This window comes from Streptomyces crystallinus (assembly GCF_039521265.1).
In the GTDB taxonomy this organism is placed as follows: Bacteria; Actinomycetota; Actinomycetes; order Streptomycetales; family Streptomycetaceae; genus Streptomyces; species Streptomyces crystallinus.
This window is the reverse complement of sequence record NZ_BAAACA010000009.1, coordinates 299,596-316,427: the sequence shown is the minus strand read 5'-3', so window position 1 is coordinate 316,427 and position 16,832 is coordinate 299,596. Positions and strand designations below refer to the sequence as shown.

General features: G+C 72.8%; 15 protein-coding genes. 8 read left to right on the top strand and 7 right to left on the bottom strand.

The window, feature by feature from the left end; translation table 11 throughout:
- Positions 1 to 50: 50 nt before the first annotated feature.
- The 3 genes from ABD236_RS08590 to ABD236_RS08580 all read right to left on the bottom strand — a co-directional run bounded on the left by ABD236_RS08590 (position 51) and on the right by ABD236_RS08580 (position 3,908).
- The gene (locus tag ABD236_RS08590; protein WP_344071962.1) at positions 51 to 1,307 is read right to left on the bottom strand and encodes a phage baseplate protein; all 1,257 of its coding nucleotides are present in this window, start codon (positions 1,305 to 1,307) and stop codon (positions 51 to 53) included.
- A gap of 207 nt (positions 1,308 to 1,514) precedes the next feature.
- Positions 1,515 to 3,338, bottom strand: a complete 1,824-nt coding sequence (locus ABD236_RS08585; RefSeq protein WP_344071960.1) for a choice-of-anchor A family protein — start codon at positions 3,336 to 3,338, stop codon at positions 1,515 to 1,517.
- 165 nt (positions 3,339 to 3,503) lie between these two features.
- Positions 3,504 to 3,908, bottom strand: a complete 405-nt coding sequence (locus ABD236_RS08580; RefSeq protein ID WP_344071958.1) for a DUF4440 domain-containing protein — start codon at positions 3,906 to 3,908, stop codon at positions 3,504 to 3,506.
- A 222-nt stretch (positions 3,909 to 4,130) separates the two neighbouring features.
- Here ABD236_RS08580 and ABD236_RS08575 point away from each other — a divergent pair, with 222 nt between their 5' ends.
- Entirely contained in the window at positions 4,131 to 5,399 is a 1,269-nt protein-coding gene (locus ABD236_RS08575) for a serine hydrolase domain-containing protein (RefSeq protein ID WP_344071956.1), read from the top strand.
- A gap of 32 nt (positions 5,400 to 5,431) precedes the next feature.
- On the opposite strand, the gene ABD236_RS08570 is transcribed toward ABD236_RS08575, so the two are convergent.
- The 3 genes from ABD236_RS08570 to ABD236_RS08560 form a co-directional block, all read right to left on the bottom strand.
- On the bottom strand, positions 5,432 to 6,247 hold the full coding sequence (locus tag ABD236_RS08570) for a hypothetical protein (RefSeq protein ID WP_344071954.1): 816 nt from the start codon (positions 6,245 to 6,247) through the stop codon (positions 5,432 to 5,434).
- 134 nt (positions 6,248 to 6,381) lie between these two features.
- On the bottom strand, positions 6,382 to 7,572 hold the full coding sequence (locus tag ABD236_RS08565) for a GDSL-type esterase/lipase family protein (protein ID WP_344071952.1): 1,191 nt from the start codon (positions 7,570 to 7,572) through the stop codon (positions 6,382 to 6,384).
- A gap of 86 nt (positions 7,573 to 7,658) precedes the next feature.
- On the bottom strand, positions 7,659 to 8,228 hold the full coding sequence (locus ABD236_RS08560) for a TetR/AcrR family transcriptional regulator (RefSeq protein WP_344071950.1): 570 nt from the start codon (positions 8,226 to 8,228) through the stop codon (positions 7,659 to 7,661).
- Between the two features lie 81 nt (positions 8,229 to 8,309).
- Here ABD236_RS08560 and ABD236_RS08555 point away from each other — a divergent pair, with 81 nt between their 5' ends.
- The 7 genes from ABD236_RS08555 (at position 8,310) to ABD236_RS08525 (ending at position 13,598) form a co-directional block, all read left to right on the top strand.
- A complete protein-coding gene (locus ABD236_RS08555; RefSeq protein WP_344071948.1) occupies positions 8,310 to 8,804 on the top strand; it encodes an FBP domain-containing protein in 495 nt (164 codons plus the stop codon).
- Between the two features lie 441 nt (positions 8,805 to 9,245).
- Positions 9,246 to 9,827, top strand: coding sequence for a type 2 periplasmic-binding domain-containing protein (locus tag ABD236_RS08550; protein ID WP_344071946.1), 582 nt, complete (start codon positions 9,246 to 9,248; stop codon positions 9,825 to 9,827).
- Positions 9,824 to 11,092 carry a DUF6421 family protein gene (locus ABD236_RS08545; RefSeq protein WP_344071944.1) on the top strand — a complete coding sequence of 423 codons (1,269 nt, stop codon included), beginning with the start codon at positions 9,824 to 9,826 and terminating at the stop codon, positions 11,090 to 11,092. Before ABD236_RS08550 ends, ABD236_RS08545 begins: the two co-directional genes overlap by 4 nt.
- A gap of 31 nt (positions 11,093 to 11,123) precedes the next feature.
- Complete coding sequence (locus tag ABD236_RS08540; RefSeq protein ID WP_344071942.1) at positions 11,124 to 11,585, top strand: nuclear transport factor 2 family protein; 462 nt, start codon at positions 11,124 to 11,126, stop codon at positions 11,583 to 11,585.
- Positions 11,582 to 12,559 carry a branched-chain amino acid transaminase gene (locus tag ABD236_RS08535; protein WP_344071940.1) on the top strand — a complete coding sequence of 326 codons (978 nt, stop codon included), beginning with the start codon at positions 11,582 to 11,584 and terminating at the stop codon, positions 12,557 to 12,559. Before ABD236_RS08540 ends, ABD236_RS08535 begins: the two co-directional genes overlap by 4 nt.
- Positions 12,556 to 13,284: an AzlC family ABC transporter permease gene (locus tag ABD236_RS08530; RefSeq protein ID WP_344071938.1), complete on the top strand. Its 729-nt coding sequence runs from the start codon at positions 12,556 to 12,558 to the stop codon at positions 13,282 to 13,284. The genes ABD236_RS08535 and ABD236_RS08530 overlap by 4 nt, the downstream gene beginning before the upstream one ends.
- A complete protein-coding gene (locus tag ABD236_RS08525) occupies positions 13,281 to 13,598 on the top strand; it encodes an AzlD domain-containing protein (RefSeq protein WP_344071936.1) in 318 nt (105 codons plus the stop codon). The genes ABD236_RS08530 and ABD236_RS08525 overlap by 4 nt, the downstream gene beginning before the upstream one ends.
- Here ABD236_RS08525 and ABD236_RS08520 read toward each other — a convergent pair.
- Positions 13,570 to 16,779, bottom strand: coding sequence for an AfsR/SARP family transcriptional regulator (locus ABD236_RS08520; protein ID WP_344071934.1), 3,210 nt, complete (start codon positions 16,777 to 16,779; stop codon positions 13,570 to 13,572). The two genes, ABD236_RS08525 and ABD236_RS08520, sit on opposite strands and share 29 nt — an antisense overlap.
- Positions 16,780 to 16,832 lie beyond the last annotated feature (53 nt).

Sequence of the window (16,832 nt, the reverse complement as noted above, 5' to 3'; positions counted from 1 at the left end):
CGATCCTCCGGATCGCGAGAGCTGGTGAGAGGGGGAGCGGTCCGGCGTGGTCATCGCCAGGCGACCGAGAAGCAGTCGAGGTCGATCCAGGAGATGGCGTTGTCCGCGCTGGCGCCGTACGCCCACAGCTCGCCGAGCTTGTTCGCCTCGACCCGGCACACACCCACCCCGTAGTACATGTTGCGCGGGGTGTTCTGCCGTACGGTCCGCGTGGGGTAGAGCCGCTGCGGCAGCGTCGCGACGAGGGTGTCGGCGGTGAGGGAGCAGCTGAGCGTGCCACGCAGCTGGAGGTAGGTGGTGTCGGCGATGGCGACCAGCCGGCCGCGCGGCGCCTCGGCGCCCGCCTGGACCCCGGCGGCGAGGTTCAGGTTCTCCCAGCCGCTGAGCACCTTCACCCCGTCGACCGCGGGCTGCGTCGGGTACCAGCCGATGGTGACGTTGCGCCGCCCGGTGGTGCCGGGAACCGTGTCGCTGAAGCCGAACAGCAGCCGGGTCTCGCCCGTCGCGGGGTCCACCTCGACGGCCAGCCCCTCGGGCTCGCGCCGCTCCAGACCGTCGGCGCCGGTGACCACCTGCGAGTCGATCCTGGTCTTGGAGTCCAGGGAGTACGAGGTGATGTACGTGGTCCCCGGGTAGGTCGTGACCGGGTCCTTCTTCCACTGGTACACGTACAGCACACCGCCCAGCGTGGTGTATCCCTGGAAGGTGAGGCCCGTCTCCGCTCCCGCCGGGAGCTCGAAGGTGCTGCCCACCTCCACCCACTCGCCCTGCGCCGCCCTGGCCAGGTCGTAGCGGGTGAAGCAGCGCACGCTGCCCTTGAAGTAGACGATCGTGAGGGTGTTGTTGGCCAGGTCCACCGACGGACCGGTGTTGCGCCCGCCCGGCGGGCAGAACTTCTGCGCGGCGGGGACGTCGGCCTGGTCGAGGGTGGCTCCGTCGACGAAGCGGAACCGGGTGACGGCCTGGCCGAAGGCGTTGCTCACACCGTCGTTGGGGGAGACCGGACCGACCTCGGTCCACAGATAGGTGTCCGCCCCGACCGGCTGCGCACCCATCGAGATCCCGTGCCCGAAGCCCGTCAGATACATGCTGCCCGTCAGCCGGCCGGTGGTCCGGTCGATGCGGTTGAGATACATGTTCCCGAGCGGCGTCTTGGCGGCGCTCTCCATCTGGAGCACGAAGACGTGCCCGTTGACCGGGTCGGACGCGATCGCCTGCGGAGCGGGATTCTTCGTCAGCGCCACGGTCTGGATGAGCTTGCCCGTCACTCCGGACAGGTTGATCCCGTTTATGTCGGTAATGGCCATGGATTCCCCTTCTGTGGGGCGCGAACCGGCCCCACCGACCGAGATCGTACGCATGTGCCACACCGGCTGATCACCGCCGACGGCCGCGCTGCCGCGAGCGGGTGTACGCGGGAGCGGCCGCGCACCGTGGGTCACACGGGGGCGCGGCCGCTCCGCGAGGTGACCGGCCGGGGTCCGGCCGGTCGCCCTCTCACTGGGGCGCGGGTGTCAGCGAGGCCCGCCCTTGCCGCCCTTGCCGCCCTTGTCGGGCTCCCCGCGCCGGTTGCTGAGGTTGACGGTGACACCCGTCGACGCGTTGGCCGCGGTCACCTCGTGGGGGCCGCTGACCCGGTTCGCCGGCAGCACATACCCCTCCGGTACGGCGGTCTCCTGGACGTAGTACGAGCCGAGGGCCAGATCCGTGAAGGCGCACCGGCCCGAGCTCCCGGTCGCGCAGCCGGGGCCGACCGGGGTGTCGGCGTCGGTCCCGGAGGTCTGCAGCCCGAGCACCCCGTTGGTCTCGTGCCACAGCCGGAACACCGCTCCGGCGAGCGGCCGACCGGTCTCGGCGTCCGTCTTGTGCACGGTCAAGGACCCCTTCGGCACGACGTGCCGGTGGTCGGCCGCCGTCACCGAGACACCCTGCGAGGCGTTGGCCGCGGTGAGGACGAGCGGCCCGAAGTGAGCGGGGGAGGGCAGGTCGTAGCCCTGCGGAGCCCTGGTCTCCACCCAGTAGTACGTGCCCGGCGGCACGGTACGGGTGCACAGACCGGACCCGCCGGTCGTGCACGCGCTGCCCCGGCGGGTGTCCGGCGTCTGACCCGACGTCTGGAGCCCGCGGACCCCGTTGGTCTCCTCCCACAGCTCGAAGACGGCTCCGGCGAGCGGGCGGCCGGTGGCGTAGTCCGTCTTGAGGACCCGTACCTCGCCCTCGGTGGGCGCGGTGCCGCAGTCGGGCAGGTTCCCGTCGAAGGCGTAGTTGTGGAACTCCTGGCCGCCCGCGCCCGACGGCGGGCTGGTGTGCGTGAGGGAACCGGTGGTGAAGAAGCGTCCGTTGACGCCGGGCAGACTCACCGTCGCCAGGGACCCCTGGTTGCCGATCAGCACACTGCCCTGGAACTGGCCGGTGCCCTTGAGGCCGACGGAGGTCGCGTCGGGGAAGTTCCACAGCAGTCGCCCGCGCAGATGGTTGAACGGGCTGGAGTCGTCGATCGTGCCGCTGTAGGTGTTGATGGTCCGGTTGGTCCCGAGCACGTTGACCAGCACGGTCGCCCCGGCCGGGATGCGGGCGAAGCGGATGCCCTCCTGGCCGCCGTTCGCGCTCTGCATGTCGAAGTCGACGGTGAACACCTGGAGCATGGCGGAGCCGTCACCGGTGAACAGCGTCTCGCCGCCCGCGTGGACGGCGGTGCCGGTGGGTGTACGGGTGACACCGCCGGGGTGCGCGTAGCACGTGCTGGCATCGGTGAGCCGACCGCGCAGCGCGGTGTACGGCCCTGCCGCGTCCGCGTCGTGGACGGTGCGCTGGGCCAGGACGGTCCCGCTGAGGGTGCCCGCGTGGCGTACCACGCCCTGCTCGGCGAGCAGCCGCTGCCCGGTCGCGACGGTGACGTCGCCGCCGGTGGTCAGCCAGTCGGCGCCGACGGGCGGGGCGACACGGGAGCCGACGCCCGCCTCGCCCACGTTGTAGATGGCGCTCGCCCCGGCCGCCTTGCGCTGGTCGAAGGAGCCGAGCACGACGACCCGGCCCTCGGCCTCCGCGGCCTTCTCCCGCACGTGGAAGTCGCCGCCGACGTACACGTTGACGCCGTTGTCGCGGAACCGGATGGGGCCGTTGTGGACGGGCGGATAGCCGTCGGGGGGACAGGTGCCCGGCACACACGGGCCGAGCCCGCCGGGCAGCGGAGCGGCGGCGAGGGCGGCCTCGCGGGAGAGCTGGCCGCCGGGCAGGGCCATCGCCGTGACGGGGAGCGCGGCCGCGCCCAGCACGGCCGCGGTCAGCAGGGGTCTGAGGGATCTCGCGCCGGGACGGGCCAGGGAGAGACGGAACACCGGAACAACCAGCTCCTCGGAAGTGGGTTGGTCCCCCCTCGGCGGCCAGGCTCACACACCGCCGGTCGCCGAGCGGCGCGACCCGGCGGGTGTGGCGGACGAAGACCACCGCAAAGGACCATCGCCGCCTCCGTGGCCGGCGCGGTGACGGCCCCCGCCTGTCGTCTAGATGTCGTCCCAGGCCATCGAGCTCATCCGCCAGCCGCCGGGCGTCCGGACGAACTGGGTGGTCTTGCGGCCGGAGCCCTCGAACCACTCGCCGTTGAGGCACCCGGACTTGCGGTACTCGCTGAACCGGTGCGCGATCGAACCGAAGATCTCGGTCCGCTCGGCCACCTCCCACTCGGAGAAGTCCGTCAGCGTCCCGTCCGTGAGCATCTTCTCCCGGGGCGCGATGAACGACTCGACGTCGTAGACCACGGGCTCGTCCCCGGCATTGCTGATGATCATGCCCTGCGGGATGAACACCTCGCGGATCAGCTCGACGCGCGGCCGGGTGCCACCGGTGTTGGTGAAGGCACCGAGGAAGGTGCACATCAACTGGTTGAGCTCGGCTTTGACCTCGGACACTGCTGTCCCTCCCACGGGTGAACGTTCGGCGCTTGATCGTCGCCTACGCCCGGTGGGTCGGCAAGGGCCGTTCGGGAAGACCAGGGGGAACCGGCTCCGGAAAGGAGGATTCCGTCGAGGGCCGGGCCGCGCCGCCGTCCTGACATATACGATCTTGGGCGTACGAGTGCTGCGCAGGCCGGGGCACTGACCAAGTCGCCGGGGAACAGGGGTACTTCTCATATGGCTGGAATCACGATCGCGCGTTCGCTGACCACGCTCGCGGCGAGCACGGCGCTGCTGGCCGGGAGCGCCGTGTGCGCGTCCGCCGCACAGGCGCCGGCCGAGCCGGACGTCACGGCGGTGCGCGCCGCTCTGCAGCGGGTGGTGGACGCGGGGGCGCCGGGCGCGTTCGCGGTGATCCGCGACCACGGCGCCCGCGGCGCCGGGCGGACGGTGACCCTGGGCAAGGCGAACCTCGACGGCACGCCCATGAACGCCGGCTGGCGCTTCCGGGTGGGCAGCAACTCCAAGATGTTCACCTCGGTCCTGGTGATGCGCCTGGCCGAGCAGGGCCGCATCGACCTCGACAAGCCGCTGCGCGACTACCTGCCCGCCGGGACGCTCCCCGAGAGCTGGTCGATCACCGGGCGCCAGGTCATGGAGCACCGCGCCGGTGTGTACGACCACACCAACGACCTCCTGGAGCAGAGCGGGGAGGAGACCACCGACGTCTACGAGAAGCGCATCCGCAACAACGTCTACGAGCCCAAGGACCTCGTGGCGATGTCGGTGAAGCACGGCCTCCAGTACACCCCGGGCACCGCCTACGCGTATTCGAACACCGACTACGTGCTGATGGGCCTGGCCGCCGAGCACCTCACCGGGCGCCCCTACGCCGAGCTGCTGCGCGAGCAGATCTTCAAGCCGCTGAAGCTCGACCAGACGACCTTCACCGTGCCGCAGAAGACCATCAGGGGCGCGCACGTCACCGGCTATCTGACCAACGACGACCGCACCAAACCGCTCCTCGACTCGACCGAGCAGACCGCGTCCTGGGTGTGGAGCGCGGGCGGTGTGGTCTCCTCCGCCCGCGACCTCGACCGCTTCATGACCGCGCTGCTCGCCGGGAGCTCCGGCGGGCTGGTCTCCGACGAGTCGCTGCGGCAGATGACAAACGTGCTCCCCACCAGCACGGCGAAGATCAGCTACGGCCTGGGGATCCGGGAGATCGCGCTCTCCTGCGGCAAGGTGCTCGGCCACGGCGGCATCGTCCAGGGTTACCAGACGCAGACGTTCTCCACCAAGGACGGCAAGCGCACGGTCGTCCTCTTCGCGAACGCCTCCAACAACGGTACGGTCACCAGCGCCTTGACGAACACGCTGGAGCCCGCGTTCTGCGGCACCGCCCCGGCCAAGTCCCCGGCGCCGCGCAGCTCGATCACCGGGAACGGGCACGCGGACCAGGACAGCGGCCGCTGGATCCCCACCGTGGAGGACACCCGCGTCTGATGTGACGCCGGAGCCTGTCCGACGACAGGTTCTCAGGCCGCCGGGAGCTCGTCGTACGTCTTGAAGGTGTAGTACGCCGTGTACGTGACGCTGCTCTCGGCGGCCTTGGCGGGCAGGCCGAAGTGGTGGTTGACCCAAGGGGTGAGCGGGCCGCAGCCGGTGGCGGCCGGGACGGTGAGGTCCCGGTCGTACGCGCTGAAGCGGACCAGCGGCGGGTTCTTCGACAGCCAGGTGCTCGGGCCGTCCTTCCTCAGATGCAGGGCGACGGGGCGGGTGTCGGTGCCGATGGCGCACCGCTCGCCCAGCAGCGGTGAGACGAGCCGGAACTTCAGGTCCAGCGCGCCCTTGTCGGTGCCGGTGCCCAGGAAGTCCGCGTACCCGCCGTACTCCGGCTGGATCGCCAGGCCGAGGAGCGGGTTGGGGCCGCCCTGCTCCGCCTTCCGGCCCAGCAGGCCGCCCGGTACCGGCGTCGGTTCGGCCCGCAGCGTTCCGAAGACCTGACCCGGCTTGCCGTCCGGCATCGGCCCTTCGGCGTGCGTCAAGGTGATCGGCTTCATGTCCGGCACGGCGATCCCGCCCAGTGCGAAGTGGGAGTAGCCCACGGTCACCTCGCAGCGCCACTCCTTCCGGTCGACGCCGGCGGGGAGTTCGGCGGGGCAGTCTCTGTAGTCGACGCGGGAGAACACGTCGGTGGCCGGGTCGGCGGGGTCGGCCGTGCCCTGGGCGAAGGCGGGCGCCTGCGCGGCTGCGGTGAGGAGGGCGACGGAGGCGGCGACCGCCCCAAGTGCCGCTGTGGCGCGGCCTGTTCGGGTGGTCGGGACCGGCTTCCTGGGCTTGTTCGTCTTCATACCGCCGATCCTGGCGCCCGGCCGGATCCCGATCATCAGGGGGCGACCCTGACTCGGCCCGAAGGCGCCCCTGAGCGGCCGTCAGGGGTTGCCTCGGGGTGTCGCCGGGGGCAGGCGACTCCGGCCGAGCCGGTTCAGGCCCGTACGCCGTCTTCGAACGCGCCCCGGGTGCCGAAGGCCGCCTCGGCGAAGCGCTCTGCGATGTGCCGGTGGGTGGCGGCGTCGGGGTGGAGCTGGTCGGGGAGCGGCAGGCGTACCGCGTCGGCGTCGCCGTACAGGGCGCGGCCGTCGAGGTAGTGCAGACGCGGGTCCTCGGCCGACCGCTGCTCGACGATCCGGGCCAGCTCGTCCCGGATCACGCGCAAGGTCAGCTTTCCGGCCGCGCGTTCGGCCGGGTCGCCCGTGGCGGTGAACCGCAGACGTCCGGAGCCGAGCGCGCTGACGTCCACGGCGCTGGGGCCGGGGGTGTCCTCGTGGATGGGGCACAGGAGCGGTGAGACGACGAGCAGGGGTGCGTCGGGGTGGCCGTCACGGATGGTGTCGAGGAAGCCGTGGACGGCCGGGGTGAAGGCGCGCAGCCGCATCAGGTCGGTGTTGACCACATTGAGGCCGAGCTTGACGCTGATCAAGTCGGCCGGGGTGTCCCGCAGGGCGCGGGCGGTGAACGGGTCGAGCAGGGCGCTGCCGCCCAGGCCCAGGTTGATCAGCTCGACCCCGCCGAGGGAGGCGGCGAGCGCGGGCCAGGTGGCCGAGGGGCCGGCGGCGTCCGAGCCGTGGCTGACCGAACTGCCGTGGTGCAGCCACACCTTGCGGCCCCGGTCCGGCGCGGGGGCCACGGGCGCGTCGGTGCGCAGGGCGACGAGCTCGGTGGTCTCGTTGTACGGCAGCCAGATCTCGACGTCCTTGGGGGTGCCGGGCAGACCGGTGAAGCGCAGGGTGGCGGGCGGCCCGGGCCGGTGCTCGACGGAACCGGTGGCCATGTCGATGGTCAGGGTCTCGCCGCCGACCGCGCTCGCCTGCCGGGTCAGTACGCCGTCGACGAGCAGGTCGTACACACCGTCCGGACGGGGCGGCGCGCCCACGTAGGCGCGCTTGGTGGGCAGGGTGTCCAGCTCGACGGCGGTGGCGGAGGTGCGGAAGGCCAGCCGCACACCGGAGGGCTGGGACTCGGCCATGGCCAGTTGCCCGTCCGTGTTCTGCGCGCGGGCCCGGGCGGGCAGCCGGTGCGGCAGCAGGCCGCGCCCGGTGCGCTCGAGGTCGAGGGCGCCGCGCAGGAGGCCGGCGGTGACGGGCGTGTTGATCCATGTGTACTGGGTGTTGTCCATGGCCCCTGCTCGGTGGGTCGGTGTGGCCGTATGCCGGTTCGTGGGCGCGCCCGCTCAGGCGGTTCGGGCCCGGGCGCGGGGCGGGGTCACTGCGTCGGCCAGTTCCGCAGCAGCGCGTCCAGCGCGTCCAGGATCTTCGTCCACGTCTGCTGGGTGTCGGGGGCGCTGTGGCTGAAGCCGCCGCCGAGTTCGAGGGTGATGTAGCCGTGGAAGACGCTGCCCAGCAGCCGGACCGCGTGCGTCTGGTCGGCTTCCCCCAGGTCGTAGCCGCGCAGGATGGCCCGGGTCATCTGGGCGTGTCTGCCGCCCGCGCTGGCCGCCGCCGCTTGCGGGGTGAGTCTGAGCTGGGCGGCGGCGTAGCGGCCGGGGTGTTCGCGCGCGTAGTCGCGGTAGACGTTGGCCAGGGCGGACAGCGCCTCCTTGCCCGCCCGTCCGGCGAGTGCGTCGGCGCCGCGGTCGGCGAGCTCCTCCAGGGCCAGCAGGGCGATCCGGGTCTTGAGGTCCTGGGAGTTCTTCACGTGCGAGTACAGGCTGGCGACCTTGACGTCGAACCGGCGGGCCAGCGCCGAGACGGTCACCTGGTCGAACCCGACCTCGTCGGCGAGCTCCGCCCCGGCCCGGGTGAGGCGTTCCGTACTCAGTCCCACGCGTCCCATGGTCTCCCTCTCAGTCACCCGCGTCCGGCTGAAGCGATTATGCATTTGCCTAACACCTTTAGGCAAACTAGCCTCGCCCTTATGAAGCAGCTGACCGAGAAAGAGATCCGTGCCGCGTTCGTGAACTGCACGAAGGGCGAGGCCAAGCGCCTGTCCGTGCCGCGTGACCTGGACGACCACCCCTGGGACGACCTGGACTACTTCGGCTGGCGAGATCCGCAGGCGCCGGGCCGGGCGTATCTGGTCACCGAGCTGGACGGCACGCTCAAGGCCCTGGTCCTGCGCAGCCCCGGCCACACCTCCGGGCAGGGCCGCCGCAGCATGTGCTCGATATGTCTGACGACCCACGACGGCAACGTCTCCCTGATGGTCGCGCCGAGGGCGGGCAAGGCCGGACAGCAGGGCAACTCGGTGGGCGTCTATATCTGCGACGACCTCGCGTGTTCGCTGTACGTACGGGGCAAGCGGGACGCGGGCGCCGGCGCGCGGCTGCACGAGACGATCACGCTGGAGGAGAAGATCGAGCGGACCGTGGCCAACCTCGCCGCGTTCACCGCGAAGGTGACGGCGGTCTGACCGCCGGGCCGTGCTGTCCCTCCTTCGGGCGACATGCGGGAGGGGCGTGCGGCGGTGGGAGCGGACCGGAGCGCTCCGGCGGGTTCCGGCGGGTTCCGGCCGCCCCGGACGGAGCTCACGGCGCGCGGGACGCACGTGTTGCGCCGGTGTGCGCCGTAACGCGGCCCGGGGAATGACGCGATGCGTACCGCAACGGACCGGGTGAGAGGCGGAAAGGGCGTGAATGCCCCCCGTCCCGGCGGCATTTGTCGCCGGATTTCCGGAACGTTGAACGGGCGGAAGTGGCCACAGTGTGGGAAATCATTCGGTGCGCGCCGGGCGCGGTGGCAGCCCTGGGGCGGGGCCGCTTAGGATCACCGACGCGGCCGTGCACCGACGCACAGCCCGCGTGTTGCCCGAGGGCGACAGGAGAACCGCGGGGGAAGACGTGGGGAAGTGGGAATGGTGACGCGGGAGTCAGTGTGCGCCAATTCTTTATCGCCTTCGCCCATCGGCGAGATACGGCATCTGCATACGCTGGGGCCGACCGGCACCAATCTGGAGGCCGCCGCGTACGAGTGGTTCCGGCGGCGGGGACTTGAGGGACAGGGGCGGGTGACCCTGCACGCGACCCTCGAATACGCGATGGAGACCGTGCCCAGAGACGGTGCACACGCCCTCGTCGCCTGCGCCGTCTATCCGGAGCTGCACACCCTGGTCTTCGGCAATCTCCGGGTTTGCCGCATGGTGGACTCGTTCGTGTGGCCCACCCACGAGATGGTGCTCGCCGTCGCCCCGGGCGCCCGCACCGAGCCGCGCACGGTGGCCACCCACCCGGCGCCCGTGGGCCTCGTACCGCCGACGAGCGAACGGCAGTTGGTGACCAGCAACGCGCAGGCGGCCATCGACTGCGCCGACGGCAAGACCGAGGGCTGTGTCACCACCGTCGTCGCGGCCAGGGCCCATGGACTGCGGGTGCTGCGCAGCTTCGGCGAGGTGCCGATGGTCTACACCGTGCACCATGTGCGGGAGGACACTCCGTGACCGGGACGACCGGCGCCCACCGCCTCCAGGACGGCATGCTCGGCGAGGCGGAGGCGCTCGGCCGGGGGCTGCTGCCCCGGATCGACGCCTTCCGCGCCCGCCAGCGCGACGACGGCACGGTCCCCGAGCCGGGCGCGGAGGACCGGCGCGACCTGCTGGCCGTCAAGGACGAGGCCGTACGCTGGTTCGCCGGGCGCGGCAGGGCGGCCCAGGCCGACGCGCTGGCCGCCGACATCGACGGCTGGCTGGCCGCCGGACTCGACACACCGCCGCACTTCGCCCGCTGCCGCGACGCCCTGACCGCCCCGGCCGACGGTGACTGGGCGGCGTTCCTCGCCCCCGTGCAGACCACCAACAGCGTCCCGCCGGTCGGCAGCCGGCTGGAGTTCTTCCTCGTCCGCCGCAAGGAGCCGGACGCGCTCGCCGAGCTGGCCGGGCGCTATCCGCACCCCAAGAACAACTGTCAGGCCACCGTGTTGCTCGCGGGCAGCGAAGGAGTGGCCAAAGGCAACTGCATCGTCTTCTTCCCGGAGAATGTCGCGGCCCACGACAAGGTGGCCGAACAGGCTTACGCGATCTTCTTCTTCAATAAATTCCGCAGGATTCACGAGGCTTACGCGGTGCCCTCCGCGCGGGCCGTGCTCACCCCCGACTCCGTGCCGCCGGCCTCGGCCGGAATGGACCCCGAGGCGTGTTACGAGGCACGTTCCCTGTGGGGATATCTGCACGACTACTTCCACCACCAGGGGAAGTGGCCGCTGGACCGGCACATCAAACTCAAGATGAACTGGTTCATCGGTCTGCTGGAAGAGCTCAAGGTCGACGCCAAGACCGTGCTCGCCTGCCACGAGGACGCCGTTCCGTACGCCGACGAGCAGATCGCCATGATCCTGCTGGAGCGGATGTTCCGCTATCCGCTCGACGCCCGCGCGGTGCGCAACTTCGACGCGGGCACCGGGGTCTTCCTCTACTCGTGGCTGCGCGAACGCGGCGCCCTCGCCGACCACGGCAGCCGCCTGGCGCTGTCGTACGAACGCGCCCTTGAGGCCCTGCGGGAGCTGGTGGACACGATCGAGGCCATGGAGGCCGAGGTCGGCACGCCCGCGGAGTACCGTACGGCGGCCAGGGAACTGGTACGAACGCAGCTGCGCGAGGGCGCCGTGGGCGACCGCTACGCGTTCACGGCCGACCAGTCCAGACTCGTCCGCGCACAGGGCCGGCTGGCTTCCCTGCCGCCCCTGGAATTCGCGCCGGCCGAGATGTGAGCAGGCATCGAGAACCGAGGAGACGAGCGACATGGACACCGACGCCACGGGCAACGGCGGGCGGGCGCTGGACCGGGCCGCCATGGAGGCCGCGGTGCGGCTGTACTTCGAGGCCTGCAACAAGGTCGACCGCGACCTGTTCGCCCAGTGCCTCTCCGAGCAGGTCGTGCACTACCTGGCCACCGGTATGGCGGGCCCGATCGAGGGCATCGACCCGGTCGTGGAGCGCTGGGGCGCCGACGTGCGCGCCAACGACTCGCACTGGGCGGTGGACGCCGTCTACGCGGACGAGCACCGCCGTACCGCGCTCTGCGAGTGGACCGCCTTCAAACCGCGACTGGGCAAGGTGCTGCGCGGAGCGGAGGTCTACCGCTTCGACGACGCGGGTCTGATCGACGAGGTCCGGATCTACTACGCGTCCCGGCGCGACGACACCGTCGCCGTCAACGAACTGGAGGGCTTCCCGTACGCGGACCGGGGGTTCGCCACATGAGCGAGGAGAGCCGCAGGAGCCCCGTGGGCCCCGGCGGCGCCGCCCGCACGGCGGCCGTCCCGCCGCTCGACGACCGGGACGGCGCCATCTGGCTCGACGGCCGCCTCGTGCCCTGGCGCGAGGCCCGGCTGCACGTCCTCAGCCATGGGCTGCACTACGGCGGCAGCGTCTTCGAGGGCGAGCGCGTCTACGGCGGCCGGGTCTTCAAGCTCCACGAGCACAGCCTGCGGCTGGTCGCCTCGGCCCGGGAGATGGGCTTCACCCTCCCCTGGAGCGCCGAGGAGCTGGACGCCGCCACCCGCGAGGTCGTGGCCGCCGCGGGCCTGGCCGAGGGCTATGTCCGCCCGGTCGCCTGGCGCGGCAGCGACACCCTGCGGCTGGTCGCGCCGGGCAGTTCGGTGCATGTGGCCGTCGCGGCCTGGCCCTGGCCGACGATCTTCACCGAAGGGCCGCGCGGCATCCGGCTCAGCACCTCGCGCTGGCGGCGCCCCGCACCCGACACCGCGCCGGTCCGCGCCAAGACCGCGGCCCTGTACGCGCTGGGCTCCCTCGCCGGGCAGGAGGCCGAGGAGGCGGGCCGCGACGACGCGCTGCTCCTCGACCACCGGGGCCGGCTCGCCGAGGCCACCGGCGCCAACCTCTTCCTGGTGATCGACGGCGCACTGCACACCCCGCCGCCGGAGTGCGTACTGGACGGCATCACCCGCCGCACCGTGATAGCCCTCGCCCGCGAGCGGGGCCTCGGCGTGGTCGAGCGGCACATGGAACCGGCCGAACTGGCCCGCGCCACCGAGGTGTTCCTGACCGGCACGGCGTACGAGGTCCAGCCGGTCACGGCCGTCGACGCCCTGGACTACCCGGTCGGCCCGGTCACGGTCGCGCTGAGGGAGGCGTACGCGAAGGCCGTACGGGGCGAGGAGAGCGGCGGACCGGCGCGTGGGGCCGCCCCGGCGGTGGCGGGCGAGGGCGGATGACCGGCACCGAGTCCGAGCCCAGCCGTCCGGCCCCGCCCACCGGACGGCGCGCGGCCTGGATGGCGGGCGCCAGAGCCGCGGTGCCGTTCACCGTGGCGATCTTCGCGTTCGGCATCTCCTTCGGCGTCCTCGCCAAGGGCGCGGGCTTCGGCGCGCTCGGCGCGACCTCGATGTCCGGCCTGGTCTTCGTGGGCTCCTCGCAGTTCGCCGCCGTCTCCGTGATCGTCAACGGCGGCGGCTGGGCGGCCGCCGCCGTGGCGGGCACCCTGCTGAACCTGCGCTACCTCGTCATGGGCTTCGCCATCCTGCCCGCGCTGCGCGGCGGCCGGGCCCGTCGCGCGGTCGAGTCCCAGCTGGTCATCGAGGAGTCCTGGGCCATCGCCAGCGACGCGGACGGCCGCTTCGACCGCACCCGGCTGCTCTCCTCGGGCGTGGTGCTCTGGCTCGGCTGGGTCCTGGGCACGCTGCTGGGGGCGATCGGCCCCTTCAAGGCCGTCGACGTCCTCAACTACGGCCTGGACGCCGTCTCGCCGGTGCTGTTCTTCCTGCTGCTCGCACCCCATCTGGGCACGCCCCGCAAACGGGCCGCCGCCGCCACCGCGGCCGTGTGCGCGGCGGCCCTCACCGCCGCCGGGCTGCCCGACACGGCCATCGCCGTGGCCTGTCTGATCGCCGTGGTGTGGACGGCCAGGCCGACGACCCGCCCAGTGAAGGAAAGCCGTTGAGCAACGACCCCTGGATCGTCGTCGGCGCCCTGGTGGTGACCACCTTCCTCATCAAGGGCGCCGGTTCGCTGGTGATGGGCGACCGCGAACTGCCCGCGTGGTTCCCCCGGTTCGTGGAGTATCTGACGCCCGCGCTGCTCGCCGTCCTCGTCGTCACCCAGCTCGTGGGCTCGGCGGGCGCCCACGGCATGACCTTCGACGCCCGCCTCGCCGGGTTCGCGGGGGCGCTGGTGGCCTGGCGGCTCAAGGCGCCCGTGCCGCTGGTCGTGCTGGTGGCCGCGGTCGTCACGGCGGTGGTACGGGCCGTCGGCTGACGGCGTCGCGCACGGCCGCCTCGGCCTCCAGGGCCCGCGCGAGGCCCGGCCCGTGCCCGGCGGCCCGGTGCAGCCGCACGGCCCGCTCCACGGCCTGCGAGGCCTTGGTGTGGTGGCCGAGCGCCAGATGCACCCGGGCGAGTTCGGTGCGCGCCTCGCCCTCGACGAGTCTGAGCCCGGCCTGCCCCGCGGTGCTCAGCGCCCGCCGGGTGTACGCGAGGGCCTCCCGGTTCTCGCCCAGGTGCCGGTGCGCGGCGGACAGGCCCACGCACGCCGCCGCGTCCGCCCGCAGACAGCCGGTCGCCCGGGCCGCGTCCAGGGCGCGCCGGTGGTGGTCGAGGGCGCCGGGCGCGTCGTCCAGGTGCAGCAGTACGGTCCCGATGGTGTTGAGGGCGTCCGGCTCGACCAGGCGGCGGTGGGTGCGGTGGGTGATGCTGAGCGCGTCCATCGCGTACTTGAGGGCGAGCCGGGGGTCGCCGCTGTCGCGGCACACCGCCGCGAGGGCGTTGAGCGCGCCCTCCGCCGCGTACGTGGACAGCAGCCTGCCGTGGGTGGCCAGCGCCCGGGTGAGCAGGCGCTGGGCCTCCTCCAGGTCGCCCCGCGCGTGGTGGACGGCGCCCAGCCCCCACAGGGCCAGCATCACCGTGTGCTCGTCGCCCGACGCCTCGGCGCGCTCACGGGCCCCGGTGAAGTACGGCTGGGCGGCGTCCAGCTGGCCCCGGTCCAGGTGGACGGAGCCGAGCAGGAACAGCGCCCACGCCTCCCCGGCGGGCTCCCCGCCCTCGCGGTAGAGGGCCAGCGTGTGCTCGGCGTGGCGCTGGGCCTGGTCGAGGGCGCCCAGTTCGCGGTGCGAGGCGGCCAGCCCGAGCACGGCCCCGGCCCGCTCCACGGGCAGCCCGGCCCGTCCGAACAGGGCGTCGGCGCGGGCGCTGTGCCGCAGCGCCTCGTCGTGCCGGGCCAGCTCCCACAGGACGTAGCACAGGCTCCAGTGCATCACCGCGCGCGCGTGGTCGTCGTGCTCGGCCTCGGCGGCGCGCAGCCCCGTCTCCGCGGCACGCAGCCAGTCGGTGCGCTGGCCGTGTTCCATCAGATGGCCGTGGGTGGCCAGCGCGGACTTCCAGGCGAAGGCGCGCGGCCCGCTGCCCAGCGCGTGCCGGGCGCAGGCCAGCAGCGCGGCCCGCTCGTCCTCCAGCCAGGACAGCGCGGCGGCGGGCCCCTTGAACGTCAGCGGCGCCGTGGGGGAGCCGTCCGGCTCGGGCGGGGCGGCGGCGTACCAGGAGTAGAAGGTGCCGTAGAGCAGGTGACCGGCCTGCTCGGCGGTCCCCAGATACCAGGTGAGCAGCCGGTCCAGGGCCTCTTCCCGTACGGCCCTGTCGTCCTCGGCGCGGGCCCGCTCACGGGCGAACAGGCGCACCAGGGCGTGCAGATGGAAGCGGCCGGGGCGGTGCGTCTCGAGGAGGCTGCGCGAGACCAGCTGGTCCAGGAGCCGGGCCGTGGCGTTCGGCGGCGCCCCGGCCAGGGCGGCGACGGCCGGGGTGGAGACCTCGGTGCCGGGGGTGAGCGAGAGCAGCCGCAGGAGCCGGCGCTCCGGCGCGGGCAGCGAGCGGTAGGACAGGGCGAGGGCGCTGCGTACCCCGGTGTGCTGCTCCTGGTCGAGCGCCAGGTCGTCCAGGCGGTCCTCGCCGCGCAGGGTCTCGACGACCTCCGCCAGGGGCAGGTGCTGGTCGCCGATGAGATGGGCCGCGACGATCCGTACGGCCAGCGGCAGCCCGCCGCACAGCCGTACCGCCTCGGCGGCGGCCTCGGGCTCGCCGCGCACCCGGTCCGCGCCGATGACCCGAGCCAGCAGCGCGAGCGCCTCCTCGTCGTTGAACGCCGCCACGCTGACCCGGTGGGCGTCGTGGAACGCGGTCAGGCCCCGCAGGTCGTTGCGGCTGGTGACGACGACGAAGCAGGTGGGCGAGCCGGGCAGCAGCGGGCGCACCTGTTCGAGACCGGCCGCGTCGTCCAGGAGGATCAGCATCCGCTTGCCCGCCAGGAGCGAGCGGTACAGCGCGGCCTTCTCGTCGGTGTTCTCCGGCAGGTGCCCGGCACCCACCCCCAGGGCCCGCAGCAGCTGGCCGAGGGCCTCGTCGGCCGTGGTCGGGGGCGCGTCGGCGTGGCCGCGCAGGTTCGCGTACAGCTGTCCGTCGGGGAAGCGGTCGGCGGCCCGGTGCATCCAGTGCACGGCGAGCGCGGTCTTGCCGACGCCCGCCATCCCGGACAGCGAGGAGATCACCAGCGTCTGCCCGGGGCCCGCGGCGTACTGGGAGAGCAGGGCGTCCAGCTCGCGCAGATAGCCGGCGCGGCCGGTGAAGCTGCCGACGTCGGGCGGCAGCTGGCGGGGGACCGGCAGCGCGGCGGGCGGGGGAGCGGGCTCGGGAGCGGGCCGTGCGGCGAGGCCGGGGTCGCCCACCAGGACGCGCTGGTGGAGCTCCTTGAGCGGGCGGCCCGGCTCGATGCCCAGTTCGTCGTCGAGGAGCTGGTAGTAGTCGCGGTAGGAGGCGAGGGCGTCGGCCTGGCGCCCCGAGCGGTACAGCGCCAGCATCAGCTGGCAGCGCAGCCGCTCGCGCAGCGGGAACTCCGCCACCAGCGTGCTCAGTTCGGGCACCGACTGCTCGTAGCGGCCCAGCTCGACCAGTGCGTCCAGCCGGTCCTCGCGGGCCACCAGGCGCAGCTCCTCCAGCCGGTCGGCCTCGGCCAGCGCGAAGCTGCGGTCGCTGACGCCCTCCAGCGCGGGCCCGGTCCACAGGGCCAGGGCCTCGTCGAGCAGGGCGACGGCGGCCTCGGCGTCGTCGTCGGCCGCCGCCTTGCGGGCCTGATCGGTCAGATGCACGAAGTGCAGGGCGTCGACCTGCTCGTCGGCCACCTGGAGGGTGTAGCTGGTGTTGCTGCGGGCTCCCGCGCTGAGCACGATCTCGAAGCCGGAGGTGGCGCGCCGCCCCGGTTCCAGGACGCGCCGCAGATGCATCACATGGGTGCGCAGGGCGCTGACCGCGCCGTCCGGGGCGTCGCCCTCCCACAGCAGCTCGGAGAGGCGCGAGGTGCTGACCGGGCGGCCCCGGGCGAGCGCCAGCGCCGCAAGGAGCGCGCGCTGCTGCGGCCCGAGGCCGATGTGCCGGCCCTGGACCTCCACACTCACCGGGCCCAGCAGGCGGATCCGGACCGACTCCTTCGGTGCCGGTTGCGCCCCTG

Excerpts from the sequence above, each read along its gene's own strand:
- ABD236_RS08570 (WP_344071954.1), bottom strand. The coding sequence starts at position 6,247 with ATGAAGACGAACAAGCCCAGGAAGCCGGTCCCGACCACCCGAACAGGC.
- ABD236_RS08555 (WP_344071948.1), top strand. The coding sequence starts at position 8,310 with ATGAAGCAGCTGACCGAGAAAGAGATCCGTGCCGCGTTCGTGAACTGC.
- ABD236_RS08550 (WP_344071946.1), top strand. The coding sequence starts at position 9,246 with ATGGTGACGCGGGAGTCAGTGTGCGCCAATTCTTTATCGCCTTCGCCC.
- ABD236_RS08530 (WP_344071938.1), top strand. The coding sequence starts at position 12,556 with ATGACCGGCACCGAGTCCGAGCCCAGCCGTCCGGCCCCGCCCACCGGA.
- ABD236_RS08540 (WP_344071942.1), top strand. The coding sequence starts at position 11,124 with ATGGACACCGACGCCACGGGCAACGGCGGGCGGGCGCTGGACCGGGCC.
- ABD236_RS08560 (WP_344071950.1), bottom strand. The coding sequence starts at position 8,228 with ATGGGACGCGTGGGACTGAGTACGGAACGCCTCACCCGGGCCGGGGCG.
- ABD236_RS08590 (WP_344071962.1), bottom strand. The coding sequence starts at position 1,307 with ATGGCCATTACCGACATAAACGGGATCAACCTGTCCGGAGTGACGGGC.
- ABD236_RS08565 (WP_344071952.1), bottom strand. The coding sequence starts at position 7,572 with ATGGACAACACCCAGTACACATGGATCAACACGCCCGTCACCGCCGGC.
- ABD236_RS08535 (WP_344071940.1), top strand. The coding sequence starts at position 11,582 with ATGAGCGAGGAGAGCCGCAGGAGCCCCGTGGGCCCCGGCGGCGCCGCC.
- ABD236_RS08575 (WP_344071956.1), top strand. The coding sequence starts at position 4,131 with ATGGCTGGAATCACGATCGCGCGTTCGCTGACCACGCTCGCGGCGAGC.